The organism is Candidatus Methylacidiphilales bacterium (assembly GCA_033875315.1).
GTDB lineage: Bacteria > Verrucomicrobiota > Verrucomicrobiia > Methylacidiphilales > CAZTYG01 > JANRJG01.
Map to the genome: position 1 here is coordinate 20642 of JANRJG010000006.1, position 18617 is coordinate 39258.

An 18617-nucleotide genomic window follows, 5' to 3' on the forward strand; every position below is an offset into this window, starting at 1 on the left:
ACGGGGGGTTGGAGTTGCCATCATGCCGGGCGAGTCGTAACTTAGGATTGATGCAAATCCATATCAGTTCCCGCCACCTGAAACTGACCGGGGCCATCCAGGCCTTTGTCACCCAAAAAATCAGCCATCTGGAGCACCTGACCGACGACATCATCGCCGCGCATGTGGTGTTGGACCACGATGAGCTGCGCAACCCATCGAAGGCCTTTTCGGTGAAGGTCCATCTGGCGGTGCCGGGGCCGGACATCCACATTGAGGACCACAAGAGCGATCTCTACGCGGCCATTGATGTGGCGGTGAACAAGCTGGAACGGCAGGTGCGGAAGCGCAAAACCAAGATCGTGGACCAAAAGAAGGCCAAAGCGCAGCGGGCTGCGGAGCGTACGAAGCGACTGGGACTTTGAACAAACCGCGCGGTCAATTCACCGGGCACGCACGAAGGTGTATTCGGAATCCCAGGCGGGTTTTTCGACCTGACGCACGCGGATTTTGAATTCGGACGGCAGGTCTTCGGGCAATTTGACCTCGGCGCGCGGTCCCTTGATGTTGACGTTGGGAAGGCTGCCGGGATGGTCCCAGTTGCCGAGCGAGGCGATGCGCGATCCGTAGTCCAGTTCGGCTTCGAAGCGACCGGGAGGCACGAGGTCGGGTGAATCGTTCAGAATCCACAATTCTGCGCTGAAGAGCTCACCGGGTCTCCAGGAAAACTTCGGAACGCGGGCGCTGGCGATGACCGGGCGGCAGGAGGATACGACGGCGAAGTAAGCCGGCTTGGGTTTGTCCGGCCAGTTGATGAGGCTGTTGTTGGCGGCAGTGGGCCACGGTTCATTGAGGCACCAACCGAGGGCCATCGATGCCACCGGCTTCTGCCGCCTGGCTTCCTCATAGAGGCATTTCAATCCCTGGCATTGGAGCATTTGCGAACGCTCGACCAGTTCCTCCAGGGATTTCGACGGACCGAAGTAATGCTCGACGGTGGACAACATCAACCAGGATTCGGGATCACCGGCCCAGGCCCTGAAGGCGTGGTGCCATTCCCAGGATGTCCCGGTGGACGGGGGAAAAAGATCCTTTTCGGGGATGAAGGTGCGCAGGTAATCGGACGGGGATGCCCCCGGGCAACCAAACTCGACGTAAGCCGTGCGCTTGCCGGACTCGCGGGCGAAGATTTGGAAGACTTCCTCCCCTTCCAGAGTGCGGAAGCGGTAGTCGCCATGGACCATGCCCATGAGTGGGGAGGTGGGGAGGAAGGGGGTTTCCGGGTCGAGTTCGTAGCAATTGCGATTGAGCAATCGGAGGGCATGGGACTGGTCGGTCATTTGCGACCAGCTGTTGAAAAGTTCGTTGCCTCCACACCAGATGGCGTGGCAGGCGTGCCCGCGGATCTGGCGGATGATCGAGCGGGACTCGCGGTCAAGGACGCGCAGGTAATAGGAGTCGGGCTCGGTCTCGTAGGAAAGGCAGGCCAGGGGGAATTCCGTCCAGACGAGCAATCCGAGTTCGTCGCAGATGTCGTAAAATTCCGGTTTGTTGACGGCACCGCCACCCCAGCACCGGACGAGGTTGAAGTGGGCGTTCCTGGCCATGCGGAGGAGGGGCAGGTAGGTTTCGCGGGTGACGGTGCCGGGAAAGATCTCGGGCGGCACCCAATTCGAGCCTTTGGCGAAGATTTTGCGGCCATTGACTTCCAGGGTGATGGGCGGGTTGCGGCGGGAGACGGGGGTTCCGCCGGTGGCGGGAAGGGTCCAGGCACCATCGTGCATGACCAGGCGGATGCGACGGAACCCGATCCGTTGTTCGATGGCATCGAGTTCCTCACCGGCCTGGCCGATGAGCTGGACCCGGAGTTTATAGAGGGGTTGTTCGCCGTGACCGTTGGGCCACCAGAGACGGGGAAAGGCGACGCTCTTGGACCAGGATAGCTTTTTCTCCCCGGTGGCGGATTCGTCGAAGCCGAGGGAATTGGTGAAGAGCGGGGCATTGTCGGGATCGAGAAGCGTGATGCGGAGCTGGCCGCGCCCGGGCAGGCTCATTTCGGTACGGACCTCGAGTTTGGCCTCGACCATGCCGCTGTCGAATGTGGTGCGGATGTTGACTTGGTGGATGTGGAAGGCGGGGCGGTATTCCAGGTAGGCGTCTTTCCAGATCCCACTGGGGATGAGGCGGGGGTGGAAATCCCAACCGTAGGAAACCGGCGGCTTGCAGGATCCGTCGGCCTGGGTGCGGTCCCGGCTCCGGTCGTGGGCTTTGGGGGGCGGAAAAAGTACGATGAGGAGTTCGTCGCCAGTCCGGGCCTGTTCGGTCAGGTCGAGGCGGACCGGGGTGAACATGCCTTCCTGTTCGAGCAGGATCTGGTCATTGAGCCAGATTTGAAATCGGTAGTCGATGCCTCCACAGACAAAAAACAAATGGTGGTCCGGCCGGGCGGTGGGCAGCTCCAGGCGGGCCGAGTAGGTCCAGAAGAAGTTTTCCAATCCCGCATACTTCAGGAAATGGTCCTCCCGCCAATACTCCGGCCAATTCTTGGACCGGCCCCAGTCGAGCTGGACGGAGCCGGGAACCGTAGCGGGAACGGTTTGAAGAGGCGTTGATTCGAGGGAGGTGTGGTTTCCCACGACCCAGGAAAGGGGGATTCGGCGGAGTGTGTCGTTCATGCTGCGGTGAAATCCATGATAGGCCAGTGTTCGGATGCATGGAAGGCGGGGCGGGGAAGGCCTGCGGTGGAGGATAAAATGGGAAGATCCCGCCCACGGGTGTAGTCGTAACGGCAGAAGGCGGTTTTCCAGGGTCTCACCGGACGGATGTCGCCGTTTTCCAGGAAGGCAGCGAAAGGCAGGGTGGCGCCGGCGAGCCAGCGGTTTTTTTCTCGCTGCACCCGGGTGTGGGTGACCAAGCCTTCGGGCGAAAAGGCATAGTCCAGGAACCAGTCGGTCCGTTCCGGTTTGGAGGCCAGCAATTGATCGCGGAAGGCGGTCCCCGGGAATCGTAGGCGGCAGCCGTGGTTCTCGGGGGTGAGGTGGATCTCGAAGTAGCTTTCCTGTCCCTCTGGTCGGAAAAAAATCTCGAAGACATCGCCCGTCTGCCAACAAGGCTCCTGAGTGCCCCGGGCGGAGTTGTGGATGTCGCGGTCGGGCAGGACGGCCAGCACATGCCAGGCCTGGTCGGACCATCCAAGAGTGACCTGTCCGGCGAGGAAATCGGTTTCGGGTGCTGGGCGCCAGGGTTGGCCCAAGCCAATGGTGGGATGGTTTTGCCATGCGGCTTCCCATGCGACCAAGTCATCGGGGGGAGGCGGTCCGTACGGGCAAGAATGCGGTCCGGGGTTCATGGCCTCGTCCATGATGGGCCATCTATTCCGGGCGGCAACGGGAAATGACGATTGCCTCAAAAGACATCGCAGGAGTTGACCACCCGGACCCGGGCGCTGAGTGAGCGGAGGGCGATGAGGTGGACCATTTTGTCGGAAGTGGCGCAACCATCAGCCAGCACAGTGGTGGCGTATTTCTCCGCTTGTTTGGACAAGGCGGTGTGGGTGACGCAGTTTTGCGTCAGCATGCCGCATAGGAGTATTTCCCCGATTTCCCTATCATCGAGGTAAGCGGCCAAGCCGGTATCCTGGAAACTGTCGGCGTAGGCCTTGACCATCACGGGGGCATCTGGTGCGGCGGCGAGGATATCGGGATGGAGATCCGCCCCGGAGGTCCCCTCGTTGAAAAAGGGGGCGGGTCCGGAGGCGGACCGGAAGATGTGTTGGATGAGGACGACCTCGATACCGGTATGGCGGGCGCGGTGAATGGTCTGGACGATGGTGGCCAAGGCGGGGTGCACTTCCCAAAGCGGGTAATGTCCGCCGGGGAAATAGTCGTTTTGGACGTCGATGACGATCAGCGCTTTTTTCATGAAATGAGCGGGATCCGGTTCAACCGCGGATCAGATCGATGGTGGGGGGGAGATCCTTGATGATCTGCGAGGGTTCGGGGCCGACACCAAGGTAGCGCAGATTGGGCAGGGGATCCGTCGCCCCGGCCACCTCGACCAGTGCGCGGACCATGGCGGCAGTGTATTGTTTGGCTTGGGGGGGAAGGTCGGAGAATCGCCGGATGCCGGATAGGTCGCCCGTCCAGCCGGGGTGCCGGGAATAGACCGGGCGGAGGGTTTTGCGGACGGCATCATTCCGGGGAACATGGGTGTAACGTTTGCCGGTGGCATCTTCGTAGGCCGTACAGATGAGGAGGTCGCCGTTCCATTCCCCGCGGTGGGTCAGGGCGTCGAGCTTGTTGATCATCAGGTCCTGGTAGCCGCCGTAGCGGAGCGCATCGCCCTTTTCCACGGCGTCATACCAGCCGACCATGCGTTGGCGTCCGGTGCTTGTGCCGTATTCGAGTTTCTTCAAGAGAACGGATAGGGGATGGGCTTCGTCCATCTCGGTCAGAAAGACGTGGGTTCCGACTTTGGTGTCGTAGGCCTTGGCCACGCCGATGGTGTGGATGGGTTGGACCGGGATGCCGGCGCTTTCGAAGAACTCGGGGGTGAAACTGTGGGAGGCGGTGACGTTGGGGGAAAACCCGTGCCGCTTGTCCAGCCAGTAGGCCTGGCCGAATTCGCCCACCACGGTGTGTCCGGCGGCGACTTCGCGCAGGATGATTTCCCTTACTTCGCCGATATTGCGGGTCAGGCGCTGACCGGCTTCCCAATAGGCGTCGGTCAGGTTTTCGAGGTTGAGACTGAAGGGTTCGGCTCCGCGGAAGCGGGTGAAGTCGAATTCCTCCTTGGGGAAAACACCGAGGGCGAGCGCATCGGCGTTGGCACGGAGTTCGGCCTGGGTGAGGGTGTCAAAGAAGGAGGAAAATGTGGACGGGGAAACGCGGCAAACGAACTCGATGGTGCGGAGGGCTCGGTCGGCGCGCTGGGTCAATTTGCGGGTGAAGTCGGCCCGGGGTCCGAGGAAGTCGGCGTAGGTGATCTGCCACTGGCCGGTTTCCTCCATGTAGGCCGGGGTGATGCCCCGCCCGGTGGAACCGCGGGGTTCTTCGCCGAGGACATGCTTGCGGTAATCTTCCCAGGCGAGGTCGAGGAGGCGGTGGGTGAGGTCGGAGACCTGGGTGCGTTCGTCGAGAACGAGGCGGGAGAAGACATCGTGGCCTTTGGCCTCTTTTTCGCGGCCTTCCCAGCCGATCTTGCGGGGGTCGGCGACCACGCCCGCGCCGATGCAGAGGTGGGGAATGGTGGGCAGAACGACGCCGCAGGGGAGGAGGTTGAATTTTTCCCCGGCGACCGTGTGGCCGGAATTGGCCCCGCCGTTGACTTTGAGAACAACGGAGACCGAGGCGGAGGTGGACTGCAATTCGTCGACAACCTCGGGGATGAGGCGGCCCTTGCCTTCGTCACCGAGGGAGATGCCGACGTCGGCGATGAGGCGGCTGGTGAAAGGAGTCAGAGACATGGAAGGGATCAAGCCAAGCGATACGGAGGGCAGGGTTCAAGGCTGGAATTTTCCCTGGAAACCAGGTCGCGGGGCCCATCGCAGGGAAAGAACCGGAACGGGAAGGGAGATCTTGAACCCGTCGCCCTACTCTGGCGAAGCCGATGAAACGCATCCCGCTTGTCTTTTTTAAGCGCGCGGAGATGGAGATGGTTTTTTGGGCGGGAAGGACTGGGGTGAGGACGGTTTACCCAGGACAGATATGCTGGCCCGGATGACCGCCGCCGTGATCCCTTGCAAAGACTTTTCCCGCGTCGGGAGCAGTCCGGGGGCGGTGGGACGTGAGCGAGCAGCCATGATCGGTCTTTTGGGCTTGGATACCCGGCTCGAGGCGGATTTTGAGGGTAGTTTCGACATGGCAGGAGCTCTTCATGAGATGCTACCAGCGAAAGAATGATTCATCAAATTTTTCGGGTAAATCGTTCCGAAACCGCGTCCCAAGCGATGATGTTGAAGAGGGCGGAGAGGTAATCGGCGCGGCGGTTTTGATAGCGGAGGTAGTAGGCGTGTTCCCAGACGTCGAGTCCGAGAAGGGGCTGGTTGCCGTGCATGAGGGGGTTGTCCTGATTGGGGGTGGGTTCGATGACCAGTTTTCCTTCTTTGGAGAGAGAAAGCCAGGCCCAGCCACTGCCGAAGACCTTCAGGGCGGTTTCGGTAAGGGATTTTTTCAGGCCGTCCATGCCGCCGAGATCGCGGTCGATGGCTTTGACCAAGGCCGGGGAGGGCGATGCGGGCTTGGCGGAAAGGCTGGTCCAGAAGAGGGTGTGGTTGACATGGCCTCCGGCGTTGTTGCGTACCAGCGTGCGGAAGGCTTCCGGGACCTGGTCGAGTTTTTGGATCAAATCCACCGGGTTGGTGGTGGGGAGGGCGTTGGGTTGTTCCTTGACCAGTTTGTTGAGATTGTTGACGTAGGCTCCGTGGTGCTTGTCGTGGTGGATGCCCATGGTCTGGGTGTCGATGTGGGGTTCGAGCGCGGCGGGTGCGTAGGGCAGTGGAGGGAGGGAAAAGGGACCGACGACAGGTGCGGGTGCGGCGGCGGTGGAGGAAGTTTGGGCGTTCAAGGCGCCGGGAAGGGCGCTGGCGGCGCTGGCGAGCGCGAGGGTTTTGAGGGCGGTTCTACGGTTCATGGGATGGTCTTGGGTTGAGGGTGCGGTTTTTGAATGCAGGGGCATTTTAGCAACCGGGTGGCAAATCACAAGGCCGGTTCCGATGGCATGATGGCTGAGTCGCACCTTGCGGGCGGTTCAAGAGGAAAGAAATACGACCCCGCTATGCTTTGCGGACGAAGCAGGCTTTAAGGCCGATGGCCACGCCGTCGATTTTGCAGGAGATTTCATGGTCACCTTCGACGAGGAGTATGGGTTTTGATTTGGTGCCGCCTTTCAAGACCTGGGAAGAACCCTTGAGGGGCAGATCCTTGATCAGGGCAACGATGTCGCCATTGGCCAGGATGTTGCCGTGGGCGTCTTTGACCACCCGGGTGGGCTCGGGCTCGGGTTCGCGGGGCCATTCGTGTCCGCAGGTGAGGCACTCCCAATGGCCGGGGTGGGAAATGACGTCGGGCATGCTGCATTCGGGACAGGTGGGAGTACTCATGGGGTGTCTGGGGGAAGTTGTTGGATTTTTTCTCGAACGGAGGTGGGATTCTCGCTCTTTTCCAGGGCCCGGGTCCAGCATTCCCGCGCGCGGGCGGGATGGCCGAGTTTCAGCCAGGCATCGCCGAGATGTTCGAGCACGACGGGATCGCCGGGCATTTTCTTCTCGGCACGGGCGAGATAGGCCCGGGCGTGCCGGTATCGGCCCTGTTGGTAGTGGACCCAACCCAGGCTGTCAAGGTAAGCGCCGTTGGTGGGCTGCAATTCAACCGCCCGCAGGATGAGGGCGCGGGCCTCCTCGAGGCGTTCGCCCCGTTCAGCCAGGGAGTAGCCGAGGAAGTTCAGGGCTTCATGGTCGTCCGGATTCATGTCCAGACAGCGGCGGAGGGCGAGTTCCATGGTGACCCGTTCAGCGGCTTTTTCCGCACAGACGGCTTTGCGGAAGTAGAACTCCCGGTTGAGCAACGAATCCAGCCCGCCGAGGGCGAGCGTTTCCGTTTTGACGAAGGCTTCAAGGGAGGCCGGGTAGTCCCCCTGGGCAAATAGCACCATGGCGCGGAGGTAGGGGAAGGCGGGCAGGTTGGGGAAGCGACGCTGGGCGTCATCCAATGTGGCCAGGCAGGCGGAATGTTCGCCGGCCTTGGTCTGGGCCTCGGCAAGGGCAAAGTAAACGCGGGGTTCTGGAGGAGCGAAAATCACGGCCTGTTGGTAGAACTCAGAGGCTTTGGCCCATTGGCCGAGTTTGGCGTGCAATTCGCCGATGGCAGGGAGGAGTTGACGCTGGGAGGGATCGCGGTCGTAGAGCCATTCGAAGTAGGGAAGGGCCTCCGCGTATTGCTGGAGTTTGAGGTGGCACTCGCCGATGCGCAGGCGGAGCAAGGGCAGGTTGGGGCGGCGTTTTTCTACCACTGAGAATTCGGCCAGGGCCTCTCGGATGTTTCCGGCCTGGAAGGCGGCCTGACCAGAGGCGAGCCGCAAGGAAAGGTTGTCCGGATCGAGGGAGGAAGCCTGTTTGAGAAGAGGTGCGGTTTCGCGGGCGGCTTCGGAAGGCAGGGTTTTGCCGTCGGAAGGGAGGACTTGGATCCACAAGAGGGCTTGGCGGGCGTAGTAATCGGCGCGGTCGGTTTTGATTTTCTGGGCTTCCTGAAAGAGCTGACGCAATCGTGCGGGTTTGTCTTCGGCCAGGGCGACAGAGGCGAGGGTGGCGTAATTGACCACCAGGAGAGGGTTGAGGGTGCGTGATTTTTCCGCCCAAAGGGAGGCCTCCCGGAGCTGATTGAGGTGGACGTGCACGAGGGCACGGAGGGCCATCAATTCCGGGGACTGGGGCTGGCGGGCGAGCGAGGCCGCGACGGATTCGAGAGCTTCCGTGGGGCGGTTGGATTTGAGAAGCGAGAGAGCGACACGGGCTTGGGCGGGGATGTATTGGGGGTCGTCCTGGACCGCTTGGCGGAAACGGGCGAGGGCCTCGGTCGCCCGTCCCTGTTGTTCCAATTGGAGGCCGAGGGCGAAAGCGGCCGCGGCGGCGGCCCGTTGGGGACGGCCCGCAGCTGCCGTGGGGGTGGGATTTTTGTAGTTTTCGAGGTCTTCCTCGATCTCCGGGAGTGGATTGTGAACCTGGGGGGGAAGGGATTGTCCACGAAGCAGCAGCGGGGTGAGTGTGAACACGCACCCCGCAGCAAGCAGTGAGGAGAGAGACCGGGAGCGCACCCGGACAACCTAGAAAGCTAGGACTTGTAGCGCAACCGCTTCTTGTGGCGATTCAGACGGCGACGTTTGCGCCGTTTGTGCTTGGCTATCTTCTCTTTGCGCTTCTTTTTGATCGAACCCATAGTATTGAGAGGCTGGACAGATTATGGACCTTTGTTTCAGTAGACAACTTTATTCAGCGGATATTCAATGATTCCTTCAGCACCCAATTCTTTCAATTGGGGGATGATTTCCCGGACCACGACCTCATCGATGATGGTTTCGATGGCAACCCAATTGCCGTTGGCCAGGGGGGCGACGGTGGGATTGCGCAGGGCGGGCAGGGCTTGGAGGAGTTTTTCCAGCCGTTTGGTGGGGACATTCATCTTCAGGCCGACCTTGTCCCGGGCGTTGAGGGCTCCTTCGAGGAGGAGGGCGAGCGTGGAGAACTTGCGCCGGGCGGCCGGTTTCTTCCAAACGCCATGGTTCACCACCAATTGTGGATAGGATTCCAAGAGGGTGTCCACGATGCGCAACTTGTTGGCCCGGAGCGAACTGCCGGTTTCGGTGATATCGACAATCGCGTCGACCAGCTCGGGCACCTTGACCTCGGTGGCGCCCCAGGAGAATTCGACGTGGGCCTTGATCTTGTGGCGGGCGAGGTAGTCCTTGGTGATATTGACCGCCTCGGTGGCGATGCGCTTGCCCTGGAGGTGGGCGGGTTTGGTGATCTTGGAGTTTTCCGGGACCACCAGAACCCAGCGGGCGGGCGAAGAGGTGGCTTTGTTGAAGGGGAGGTCCTTGACGACCTGGACCTTGGAGCGCGACTCATGCACCCAATCACGCCCGGTGAGACCGGCATCGAGGAAGCCTTCCTCGACGTATTTGGCAATTTCCTGGGCACGCAAAAGGCGGATTTCCAGTTCGGGGTCGTTGATGGAGGGTTTGTAGGACCGGGACGAAACCGTGATATGGAAGCCAGCGCTCTTGAATAGAGCGAGGGTGGCTTCTTGCAGGCTGCCCTTGGGCAGACCCAGCCGTAACGGTTTCGAGCTCATGAAGCCGAAAAGAGTGGCGGCAGGGGGCGGGGGCTGTAAAGACGAAAGATATCCCTTCGCCGAAGCGGGGTCGCGCGGAATCGGCGGGCAAGGCGGGGCCTCCCGCCTTGCCTCATCCCTTCGCTCTTCTTATCAGATGAACTCGTTGATCAGATTTTCCAAGTATTCCTGGCGACCCGAGGTGTTCGGCGTGATTTCGTTCTTCTTGAGGATGTAGGCCTCGAGGTCGGTGAGGGAAACCTTGCCTTTTTCAATGTCGGCCCCGATGCCGGAATCCCAAGTCTGGTAGCGTTGTTTGACGAACTGGTCCAAGCGGCCGTCTTTGCGGATGGCGGCGGCGATTTTGAGACCGCGGGCAAAAGCATCCATGCCGCCGATGTGGGCGTGGAAGAGATCGACCGGCTCGAAGCTTTCCCGGCGCACTTTGGCATCGAAATTCAATCCACCCGTGGTCAGACCGCCGGCTTTGAGGACGGAGAGCATGATCTGGGTGGTGAGGTAGATGCTGGTGGGGAACTGGTCGGTGTCCCAGCCGATGAGTTCATCTCCGGTGTTGGCGTCGATCGAGCCCAAAGCCTGCGCTGCGGCGGCGACTTCCAATTCGTGCTGCATGGTGTGGCCGGCCAGGGTGGCGTGGTTGGTTTCGATGTTCAGTTTGAAGTGTTCGAGCAGTCCGTATTCGCGCAGGAAGTTGAGGCAGGCGGCGGAATCGGAGTCGTACTGGTGGCGGGTGGGTTCCTTTGGCTTGGGCTCGATGTAGAACGGACCGGTGAAGCCGATCTTCTTCTTGTGCTCGACGGCGAGGTGGAGGAAACGGGCGAGGTGGTCCATTTCGCGTTTCAGGTTTGTGTTCCAGAGGGTGCTGTAGCCTTCGCGTCCACCCCAGAAGACGTAACCGGCACCGCCGAGTTCATGCGTGACCTCGAGGGCCTTCTTGACCTGGGCTGCACCATAGGCAAATACATCGGCATTCGGGCTGGTGGCCGCGCCGTGCATGTAGCGGGGATGGACAAAGAGGCAGGCCGTGCCCCACAGGAGCTTGATGCCGGTGCGCTGTTGTTCCTCTTTGAGGACCTTCACCACCTCGTCGAGGTTTTTGTTGCTTTCGGCCAGGGTCGCACCTTCGGGGGCGACATCGCGGTCGTGGAAGCAGTAATAAGGTGCGCCGAGTTTGTCGATGAATTCAAAGGCCACGCGGGCGCGTTTCTGGGCGTTGGCAATGGAGGAAGAGCCGTCGTCCCACGGGCGTAGGGCGGTGCCGATACCGAAGGGATCCTGTCCTGTGCCGCGGAAGGTGTGCCAGTAGGAAACGGCGAAGCGCAGATGGTCCTTCATGGACTTGCCTTCGACCAGCTCGGAGGCGTTGTAGTGCTTGAAAGCGAGCGGGTTTTTGGAGGAGGCACCTTCGAAGGTGATTTTTGAGATGTCAGGGAATGCGGGGTTCATGATCGGGTGATGGTTGGTGTTGGATTTTCAGTTGCGGGTTGGGAAGAAATTGCCGGCGGGCTTTGATGCTCGAAGGGGGAAAAGGGATGCGCGTTCCATTCTCCCCGGATTAAGCCCCCATGCCGTCCTCGAAGGAGCCTTCAGCGACGGGGAAGCAAAGGTGGTCCCGGGTGTAGGCGATGCCGGCGGCGCTGGTGGCGTCAAGCCCGCGATAGGCGCTTTCGGCTTCGACCACCAGGGGCGCGGTGGTACTGCCGGTGATGCGGCAGTAGCGGGCCGGGTAACCGATGCCGATGAGCATCTCGACGTAACGGGGCATGCTGAGGTCGCCGCTGGCCAGATCGACGAATTGCATGGCGCGGTCTTTCCAGTCCGGGGCCATTTTCCGCAACGCAATGCCCGGGCGGATGGTGTAGTTTTTGACATGGGCAGCCAGGACGCGGTCACTGATGGCGCGGAATCGGTCCTCCCAGGATTCACCCTCCCAGCAGTGCGAAGGGTCGGCGTTGACCGTGAGGCAGGGGTCGCCGTCACAGACCTTGACCAGGAGGAGGAAGTCCTCGGCTGTCATGGCCGCGGTTCCAGGGTGGATTTCGTGGGCAAGGAAGATGCCGGCCTGGCGGGCGGTCTGGCGGATTTTGGCCGTTTTGCTTGCGAAGCGCTCGCCGCCTTCCTTGATCAGGTCATAACCCGGGCCGTTCCAAAAGCCCCAGGGGTAGCCACTGGCGGTTTCCCAGCCGAAGGCGGTTCCCCAGAACATGGGGAGAATTTTGACCCCGAGTTGCTGGCAGAGTTCCAGTAAACGAAGGACGTAACTTTCAGCCCAGGCCTCAATTTTTTCCGGTGACAGGGCCGCGACTTCAGCTGGGATGAAGGGTCGGACGGTGGGTGAGGCGGTCCAGGCGGTGGTGTGCACCCAGAAGGGACAGTGGGCGGAGATGCCATCGAGCTTCAGCCCGTGTTGGTCAAAGGCGTTCTGGATTTCCTTGGCGGTTTTGAATTTGGACCCCTCTTGCAGCATGTAATTGGAGGGCTGGGCGCCGGCTGCACCGGACGATTTGGCAAAGGCGAGGAACTGGTCGAGGGTCTTGGCCCCATGCTGGGCGCCTTCGATGCTGGCGTGGAAACACGGCTTTGACATGGATCGCCATATTGGCTTCGTTGTGTTTGAGTGCAACGGAAAATGTTGCTTAGGCTGCCATAATCAACCATTCCTTTTACATGGACTGTTTGGGCAATAAGTTCTATTCAGGCTCTATGAAGTTTTTGAGGATTTTGGCCGCTGGATCAATTGCCTGCACCCTTCTCGGTTTCGGAGTCCTGCGTGCCGAGACCACGCTCGATGCTTTGGAATTGGCATTGAAAAAAGCCCAGCAGATCCATGATGAAAGCAACAAGAATGCCGAGGAAAGTTTTTCCCGGGACATCACCCAGGCAGTGTCGGGGTCCGGTGCGGCGCAGACTTTTTTTGAATCTTGCGGGGGCAAGCTGCCCGCCCCTCCCGACGAACTGTTTGCCGCTCTCCGCAAAGACCGGGACAAGAAAGAACGGGAGCAGATCAGTGGAAAATTCCGCCAAGACCAGGCTCTGACCGTTCTCGACTACACCGAATTGGTACGATTCGCCTACCTCTTTGTATCCGGGGCATCCAACCCGAAGAAGGATCCTGCTTGGCAGGCTTGGCTGGAAAGCAAAACCAAAGAATTCGCCGACTTGCGCAGCACGTTTCTTTCCGGATCTTCCGTCCAGTCGTCGCCGATGCTTCGGCAATATGGACTCGGGGGGAAATTCCGCGGGCGCAAGGAAGGCGAATGGAAACTGGAAGCCATTCCAGACCTGTACAAGGAGTTCGTCGTTGATGCCCGCATGGAAGAGAAGGCACTCAATCCGGCCATCGCTGCCTGGGATCTCTACCTCCAGGCCTTGGAAATCCGCACCGCCAACCCCGGACGATGGGGCAATGTGGAGGGCCCGCGGGCCCAGTTCCTGAAGTTTCAAAGCCTCTTTGCCATCAATCCCACACAGGACATGCTCCTGGCCATGGTGGACATCCTCCAGAACCACCCCCATCATCCCGACTTCGCGGCCATGCAGAAGAAATGCCAGGAATTCCTGGCCCAGTTGAAATCGCAGCGTCCGGCAGGCTGACACCCCGTCCCGGTTTGGGTTGCCCTCGCCCAATCGGATGCTACGTTGCGCTTCGCATGTGGCCGAATTCCGCGGCGCTCTTCGAGCGCGCATTGCAGGTGATTCCCGGGGGCGTCAACTCGCCCGTCCGTGCTTTTCGCGCTGTGGGAGGGAATCCCTTCTTCGCCCGCTCGGCTTCCGGGGCTTGTCTTTTCGATGTCGATGGCAACCGCTACGTCGACTACGTCTGCACCTGGGGTCCGGCCATTCTCGGTCATGCCGCAGAGCCGGTCCGCCGCGCGGTCTCCCAAGCCCTCGAGTCCGGTACCAGTTTCGGTGTTCCCGGCCCGCTTGAAGTGGAGATGGCTGAGACCATCGTCCGTTGGGTTCCCTCGGTCGAGAAAGTGCGGATGTGCAACAGTGGTACCGAGGCCACCATGTCCTGCATCCGCCTGGCCCGTGGCTTCACCGGTCGTGACAAAATCATCAAATTCGAGGGCTGTTACCATGGTCACGTCGACTCGCTCCTCGTCAAGGCCGGTTCCGGCGCGCTCACCTTCGGCCAGCCGGACAGTGCGGGCATACCCGTTGCCTTTGCCACCCAGACCCTCACCCTGCCGTTCAACAACCCGGCCCGCCTCAAGACCGCCTTCCAGGAGCATGGCGATGAACTGGCCGCTGTCATCCTGGAACCCATCCCGGCCAATGCCGGTCTCATCCCTCCGCATCCTGAATTCCTCCATGCCCTGCGCACCCTCTGTGACCACTACGGCACGCTCCTGGTTTTTGACGAGGTCATGACCGGTTTCCGATTGGCCCGCGGCGGGGCCCAGGAACTCCTCGGCATCACCCCGGACCTCAGCGCTTTCGGCAAGGTCATTGGTGGTGGGCTGCCCGTCGGGGCCTTCGGCGGACGGGCCGGGATCATGGATCATTTGGCCCCCCTCGGCCCGGTCTATCAAGCCGGAACGCTCTCAGGCAACCCGCTGGCCATGGCCGCGGGTTTGGCCCAGTTGCGGGAGCTTGAAGCCCGCGATGGCTTCCGCCTCCTGGAGGAATCCGGCGCCGCGCTGGAGTCCGGGCTGCGCGGCATCCTGGCTCGCTGGGGCAAACCCTTCCAATTGATCCGCCGCGGTTCGATGTTCTGCCTCTTTTTCACGGCGCGGGAAATCCACAACCTCGATGACGCCAAGACCAGCGATACCGCGCTCTTCGCCCGCTTCTTCCACAACCTCCTGCGCGAAGGGGTTTATTTTCCACCTTCGCAGTTCGAAACCTGTTTCCTCTCCCTGGCCCACGGCAGCGCGGACATCGAGGCCACGCTCCTGGCGGTGGAAAAGGCCCTGCCGTGAAATACCTGGCATGGGATTGGAACCTGGGATGGACCCTGGCTTTGGTCCTCAGTACAACTTCTGTTCCTGCTGCCCCATTGCCGCAGATCTATCCGGTTGAAGATTTGCGTCCGGGCCAGCGCGGAATCACCCGCACCGTGCTCCAGGGCACCCAAATCGAAGAAATCCAGACGGAAATCCTCGGTGTGCAAAAGGCCGCCCTGGGTGCCGGCCACGACCTCATCATTGGCCGCCTCATCGATCCGCGCACGGAAAAAACCGGGGCCGTGCATGGCATGAGCGGCAGTCCGTTGTACATCGACGGCAAACTCGTCGGCGCCCTCTCGCGTCGCATCACCCTCTTCGAGAAGGACGGCCATTGCGGGTTCACCCCGGCGGCCGACATGTTCGATGTTGAACGTCGCAGTTCGTCCACCGCTCCCGAACCTTGGCAGGGTGGTTGGTGGACCTTGCTCGCGGCCCCCTTCACGGGCAGTGGTTGCGGCTCCGCCGGACAATGGCTTTCCGTGCCGCTTCCCGTCCCGGGTTGGGGGCCGGCCATGGAACAGGCCTTCAAGCCCTTCTTCGAAAACATCCCCGGCTTCCTTCCTGTTGCCGCGGCCGCAGGTCGCGCCGACTCTTCTTCTCGCCTGCCGCTTCCGCTCAAGGACGGTTCCCCGCTCGCGGTTGTTCTGGTGGATGGCGACTTCTCCATGGCGGGCACCGGCACCCTGACTTGGACCGATGGCCACCGCTTCATGGCGTTCGGCCACCCCATGATGGGACTCGGGTCCGCCGCACTGCCCGTGGCACCGGCCGAGATCATCACCACCATCCCCAGCTACTTCATGCCGCACAAGCTTTCCAATGCCGGGAGTGTCAGTGGCACGCTCACCCAGGACCGCCTGAGCGCAATCAGTGGCACCCTCGACCGTGCACCGGCCATGGCCCCCTATCGGATCAAGCGCACCCACAACGGCGAACCCCGCCCGGACCTCAAGGGCCGACTGGCCCTCCACCCCCGTCTCAGCCCCATGTTGGTCGCGATGTTGATGGCGCGCACCCTGAATGACGAACAGGACACCTCGGAGTATGTCACCGTTCGTCTGCACGGCAGCATCCAGCTTCAGGGTCTGCCGGCATTGGTTCTTGACGGGGTCTACAGTGGGGACGACAGCGAACGCATGCGGGCGGTGATGGATCAGGCCCTGCCGCTCCTGCGGCTCTGCCGCGATTTTCCACGCCAGGTGGCCATCGAAGGACTGGAACTTTCTGTGGAGTCATTTGAAAAAGATGCCACCTGGCAGATTGACGATCTGCGACCCTCCGCCACCACCGTCCGGCCGGGAGAATCGATCAGACTCCTGACCCGTCTGCGCAGCCCGGCGGGAGTGGAACGCTGGGTGGAGCAAGTTTTGGCCCTGCCCGAAGAAGTGCGAGAAGGGACCGTGGAAGTCCGCGTGCTGGCCGGAAGCGAGCTCCGCCAAGAACGCCTCAATGACCGCGACCTGGGGCGAATGGACCAGCCGCGTGATTTCCTGCGCGCCTTGGACGTCTCGGCTGATGCCGACCGCCTTTATGCCCAGGTCAACCTCCTCGGTCCGGCCGTGGCCACGGGTGGATTCCTCCAGGCCGGGTTGCCCGGCAGCATCGCCCGGCAGCAGGCCGGCACACCGGATCCTGTCCGTTCCACCCGCCGCACCGTGGCCGAGGTCTCCGCACCGCAACAGGGTGTGGTCGCCGGTTCCCGCCAGTTCACCCTCAGGATCATCCCATGAATAAATTCCAATATTTGGTTATACTCTCCGTTTTCCTAACGGGTGCGCCGCTCCAAGCGGTGCAAACCACCCGCATCCTCATCGATTCCTTCTCCGATTGGGCCGAAGGCCGTCCACAGGGCACGGCGGTGGTGGAGCCCGGACGGCTGTCTACCGCTCCCTCGTTCGCCCCGGTGGCGGAACTCAAGTCCGCCGTCCTCTGGGCCGGAGCCCTCGAACGCAACGGTTCGGTTCTGCTCGCCGCCGGGAAGCCGGGTGCTGTCTGGCGTCTGACCCCCTCCGGTCGCCTCGACAAGCTCACCGAATTCCAGGAACCCGACGTTTATGCGGTCGCGTCCGGACCCAAGGGTGAAGTTTATGCCGCACCTTCCCCGGGTGGAAAAATTTTCCGTCTCGGCGACCAGGGCCGGTTCGAGGAATTCTATCAGACCGGCGAGGACTTTGTTTGGGATTTGAAAGTGTCCCCCAGTGGTGTTCTTTTCGCCGCCACCGGCACCAAGGGGAAGATCCACCGCATCACGGGCAAGGGCCAGGGGCAGGTGTGGTTTGACTCCGATGAGGCCCATATCCGCTGTCTCGCATTCGACAGCGGGGGCAACCTCCTGGCTGGAAGTTCGGGAAGAGGTTTGCTCTACCGCATCACGGGCCGGGACCAGGGGGTCGTGCTCCTCGACAGCGGAAAGGACGAGATCGCCGCCCTTGCGGTGGATTCAACAGGACGCATCTTCGCTGCTGCTTCATCCGGCACTGGAGGCAGCGGGGGCGGGGGTTCCTCGCCCGAACGTCCGCGCAGTGCCCGCCCGGCCATCACCCTGGAGACCGATGGGGAATCGCCACTGTCTTCCGTCGCCGCTTCATCCTCTACCCCGGGATCCGATTCCGTCCGCAGTCCTGCGGGTTCCTGCACTACGGACCTCTACGTTCTGGGTCGCGACCTCAGCCCGCAGAAACTGCGCGAATTCAAGGATGACATCGCCGCCCTGGCTGTTTCCGGCAACAAGACCTATGCCGCCTCCGCCGCCGATGGACGCATGTATCAGGTCAACGACGGCCGCGAAATCGCCCTGCTCGGGGGCATTGAGAAACAGCCGGTCATCGCCCTGCTAGGCCAGGGCGGCATCCTCACCGCATTGAGCCAGGGTCGCAGCCGGGTCTGGCGTTCCGGACCGGAAGGGGGTGGGACCTACCAGTCGAGGGTGATGGATTCCAAGACCTTCGCCCGCTGGGGTGCGTTCCGTGCCCAGGGGGAGGGGGACTGGACGGTGCGGACCCGCAGTGGCAACACCAGTGACCCCGACAAATCCTGGTATCCCTGGATGCCGCTGGACGGTGGAAAAATCGCCAGCCCGCAGGCCCGTTATCTCCAATTTGAAGTGAAACTCGAACGCGGGTCACTGGAACAGGTGGAAGTTTTCCTTCTCCCGGTGAACCAGCCCCCGCGCATCGATCTGCTGCGGGTGTTGGAGCCGGATACCGCTTACGAGGTCATGCTTCAGCCCGCGCCGCCGCCCCAGCCCCAGGGCGCGGACCAACTGGCCAAGGGGGCCGATGGCCCGCCCCTGCCACCCGCCCGTTTCCAACCCTCGACCGTCCGCGGTGCCCGCTCCGCTGCCTGGCAGGCATCCGACCCGAACGGCGACCGTCTGCGTTTCGCTGTCTATCTCAAAAGGGAAGGGGAAGGCGCCTGGGAATTGTTGGAAAAAGAATGGCTGCAGCCGGTTTTTTCGTGGGATGCCAGCGGCTGGCCCGACGGAGCCTACCGCTTCCGGGTTGTGGCTGACGACGGGCTCGACAATCCGGAAGAGGGAACCCTTCAAACGGAAAAAATCAGCGAAGCCCTGACCGTGGACCACACCCCGCCTTCGGCTGTGATCGTCCGCAAGACCCCGCTTCTGGTGGAAATCGCTGTTTCCGACCAGACCAGTGCGATTGCAGCCGCCTACTGTTCCACCAATGGCCATGACTTTGAACCACTCCTGCCTGCCGACGGCATCAACGACAGTCTGCGCGAAACATTCCTTCTGCGCCGAAAGGAAGGCGCCACGTTGTTCTTCCGTGTCGAGGACAGCCATGGCAATGTCACTGGACTCCGGATTTTGCCGGACTGATCT

General features: G+C 61.5%; 15 protein-coding genes. 5 read left to right on the plus strand and 10 right to left on the minus strand.

Going from position 1 to position 18617, the window contains the following annotated elements:
- Nucleotides 1-50: 50 nt before the first annotated feature.
- Entirely contained in the window at nucleotides 51-404 is a 354-nt protein-coding gene (gene raiA, locus SFU85_01910) for a ribosome-associated translation inhibitor RaiA (protein ID MDX6765523.1), read from the plus strand.
- 18 nt (nucleotides 405-422) lie between these two features.
- Here the strand turns inward: raiA and SFU85_01915 are convergent, their stop codons facing one another.
- The 10 genes from SFU85_01915 to SFU85_01960 form a co-directional block, all read right to left on the minus strand.
- Nucleotides 423-2654 (minus strand): hypothetical protein, encoded by a 2232-nt coding sequence (locus SFU85_01915; protein ID MDX6765524.1) that lies wholly within the window; start codon nucleotides 2652-2654, stop codon nucleotides 423-425.
- Complete coding sequence (locus SFU85_01920) at nucleotides 2651-3340, minus strand: hypothetical protein (GenBank protein MDX6765525.1); 690 nt, start codon at nucleotides 3338-3340, stop codon at nucleotides 2651-2653. The genes SFU85_01915 and SFU85_01920 overlap by 4 nt, the downstream gene beginning before the upstream one ends.
- A 44-nt stretch (nucleotides 3341-3384) precedes the next feature.
- Nucleotides 3385-3900 (minus strand): cysteine hydrolase family protein, encoded by a 516-nt coding sequence (locus SFU85_01925; GenBank protein MDX6765526.1) that lies wholly within the window; start codon nucleotides 3898-3900, stop codon nucleotides 3385-3387.
- 19 nt (nucleotides 3901-3919) lie between these two features.
- A complete protein-coding gene (locus tag SFU85_01930; GenBank protein MDX6765527.1) occupies nucleotides 3920-5443 on the minus strand; it encodes an adenylosuccinate synthetase in 1524 nt (507 codons plus the stop codon).
- A gap of 440 nt (nucleotides 5444-5883) precedes the next feature.
- Nucleotides 5884-6609: a superoxide dismutase gene (locus SFU85_01935; protein ID MDX6765528.1), complete on the minus strand. Its 726-nt coding sequence runs from the start codon at nucleotides 6607-6609 to the stop codon at nucleotides 5884-5886.
- Nucleotides 6610-6751: 142 nt separating this feature from the next.
- The gene (locus SFU85_01940; protein MDX6765529.1) at nucleotides 6752-7078 is read right to left on the minus strand and encodes a zinc ribbon domain-containing protein YjdM; all 327 of its coding nucleotides are present in this window, start codon (nucleotides 7076-7078) and stop codon (nucleotides 6752-6754) included.
- Nucleotides 7075-8745 carry a tetratricopeptide repeat protein gene (locus SFU85_01945; GenBank protein ID MDX6765530.1) on the minus strand — a complete coding sequence of 557 codons (1671 nt, stop codon included), beginning with the start codon at nucleotides 8743-8745 and terminating at the stop codon, nucleotides 7075-7077. The genes SFU85_01940 and SFU85_01945 overlap by 4 nt, the downstream gene beginning before the upstream one ends.
- Nucleotides 8746-8945: 200 nt before the next feature.
- A complete protein-coding gene (hisG, locus tag SFU85_01950; protein ID MDX6765531.1) occupies nucleotides 8946-9824 on the minus strand; it encodes an ATP phosphoribosyltransferase in 879 nt (292 codons plus the stop codon).
- A gap of 132 nt (nucleotides 9825-9956) precedes the next feature.
- Nucleotides 9957-11270 carry a xylose isomerase gene (xylA, locus tag SFU85_01955; GenBank protein MDX6765532.1) on the minus strand — a complete coding sequence of 438 codons (1314 nt, stop codon included), beginning with the start codon at nucleotides 11268-11270 and terminating at the stop codon, nucleotides 9957-9959.
- 109 nt (nucleotides 11271-11379) lie between these two features.
- Nucleotides 11380-12411, minus strand: a complete 1032-nt coding sequence (locus SFU85_01960; protein MDX6765533.1) for a sugar phosphate isomerase/epimerase — start codon at nucleotides 12409-12411, stop codon at nucleotides 11380-11382.
- A gap of 116 nt (nucleotides 12412-12527) precedes the next feature.
- On the opposite strand from SFU85_01960, the gene SFU85_01965 reads away from it, so the two are divergent.
- From SFU85_01965 to SFU85_01980, 4 genes are read left to right on the plus strand one after another with little or no spacing between them, the layout of a single operon-like run.
- On the plus strand, nucleotides 12528-13418 hold the full coding sequence (locus SFU85_01965; GenBank protein ID MDX6765534.1) for a hypothetical protein: 891 nt from the start codon (nucleotides 12528-12530) through the stop codon (nucleotides 13416-13418).
- A gap of 56 nt (nucleotides 13419-13474) precedes the next feature.
- On the plus strand, nucleotides 13475-14749 hold the full coding sequence (gene hemL / locus SFU85_01970) for a glutamate-1-semialdehyde 2,1-aminomutase (protein MDX6765535.1): 1275 nt from the start codon (nucleotides 13475-13477) through the stop codon (nucleotides 14747-14749).
- The gene (locus tag SFU85_01975) at nucleotides 14746-16506 is read left to right on the plus strand and encodes a SpoIVB peptidase S55 domain-containing protein (protein MDX6765536.1); all 1761 of its coding nucleotides are present in this window, start codon (nucleotides 14746-14748) and stop codon (nucleotides 16504-16506) included. Before hemL ends, SFU85_01975 begins: the two co-directional genes overlap by 4 nt.
- On the plus strand, nucleotides 16503-18614 hold the full coding sequence (locus SFU85_01980; protein ID MDX6765537.1) for a WD40 repeat domain-containing protein: 2112 nt from the start codon (nucleotides 16503-16505) through the stop codon (nucleotides 18612-18614). Before SFU85_01975 ends, SFU85_01980 begins: the two co-directional genes overlap by 4 nt.
- Nucleotides 18615-18617: the final 3 nt, after the last annotated feature.

What these genes read in the sequence shown, in the direction of transcription:
- SFU85_01920 (MDX6765525.1), bottom strand. Translation starts at nt 3,340, where the DNA reads ATGGACGAGGCCATGAACCCCGGACCGCATTCTTGCCCGTACGGACCG.
- xylA (MDX6765532.1), bottom strand. Translation starts at nt 11,270, where the DNA reads ATGAACCCCGCATTCCCTGACATCTCAAAAATCACCTTCGAAGGTGCC.
- SFU85_01930 (MDX6765527.1), bottom strand. Translation starts at nt 5,443, where the DNA reads ATGTCTCTGACTCCTTTCACCAGCCGCCTCATCGCCGACGTCGGCATC.
- SFU85_01925 (MDX6765526.1), bottom strand. Translation starts at nt 3,900, where the DNA reads ATGAAAAAAGCGCTGATCGTCATCGACGTCCAAAACGACTATTTCCCC.
- hemL (MDX6765535.1), top strand. Translation starts at nt 13,475, where the DNA reads ATGTGGCCGAATTCCGCGGCGCTCTTCGAGCGCGCATTGCAGGTGATT.
- SFU85_01940 (MDX6765529.1), bottom strand. Translation starts at nt 7,078, where the DNA reads ATGAGTACTCCCACCTGTCCCGAATGCAGCATGCCCGACGTCATTTCC.
- SFU85_01980 (MDX6765537.1), top strand. Translation starts at nt 16,503, where the DNA reads ATGAATAAATTCCAATATTTGGTTATACTCTCCGTTTTCCTAACGGGT.
- SFU85_01960 (MDX6765533.1), bottom strand. Translation starts at nt 12,411, where the DNA reads ATGTCAAAGCCGTGTTTCCACGCCAGCATCGAAGGCGCCCAGCATGGG.
- raiA (MDX6765523.1), top strand. Translation starts at nt 51, where the DNA reads ATGCAAATCCATATCAGTTCCCGCCACCTGAAACTGACCGGGGCCATC.
- SFU85_01915 (MDX6765524.1), bottom strand. Translation starts at nt 2,654, where the DNA reads ATGAACGACACACTCCGCCGAATCCCCCTTTCCTGGGTCGTGGGAAAC.
- hisG (MDX6765531.1), bottom strand. Translation starts at nt 9,824, where the DNA reads ATGAGCTCGAAACCGTTACGGCTGGGTCTGCCCAAGGGCAGCCTGCAA.
- SFU85_01965 (MDX6765534.1), top strand. Translation starts at nt 12,528, where the DNA reads ATGAAGTTTTTGAGGATTTTGGCCGCTGGATCAATTGCCTGCACCCTT.
- SFU85_01935 (MDX6765528.1), bottom strand. Translation starts at nt 6,609, where the DNA reads ATGAACCGTAGAACCGCCCTCAAAACCCTCGCGCTCGCCAGCGCCGCC.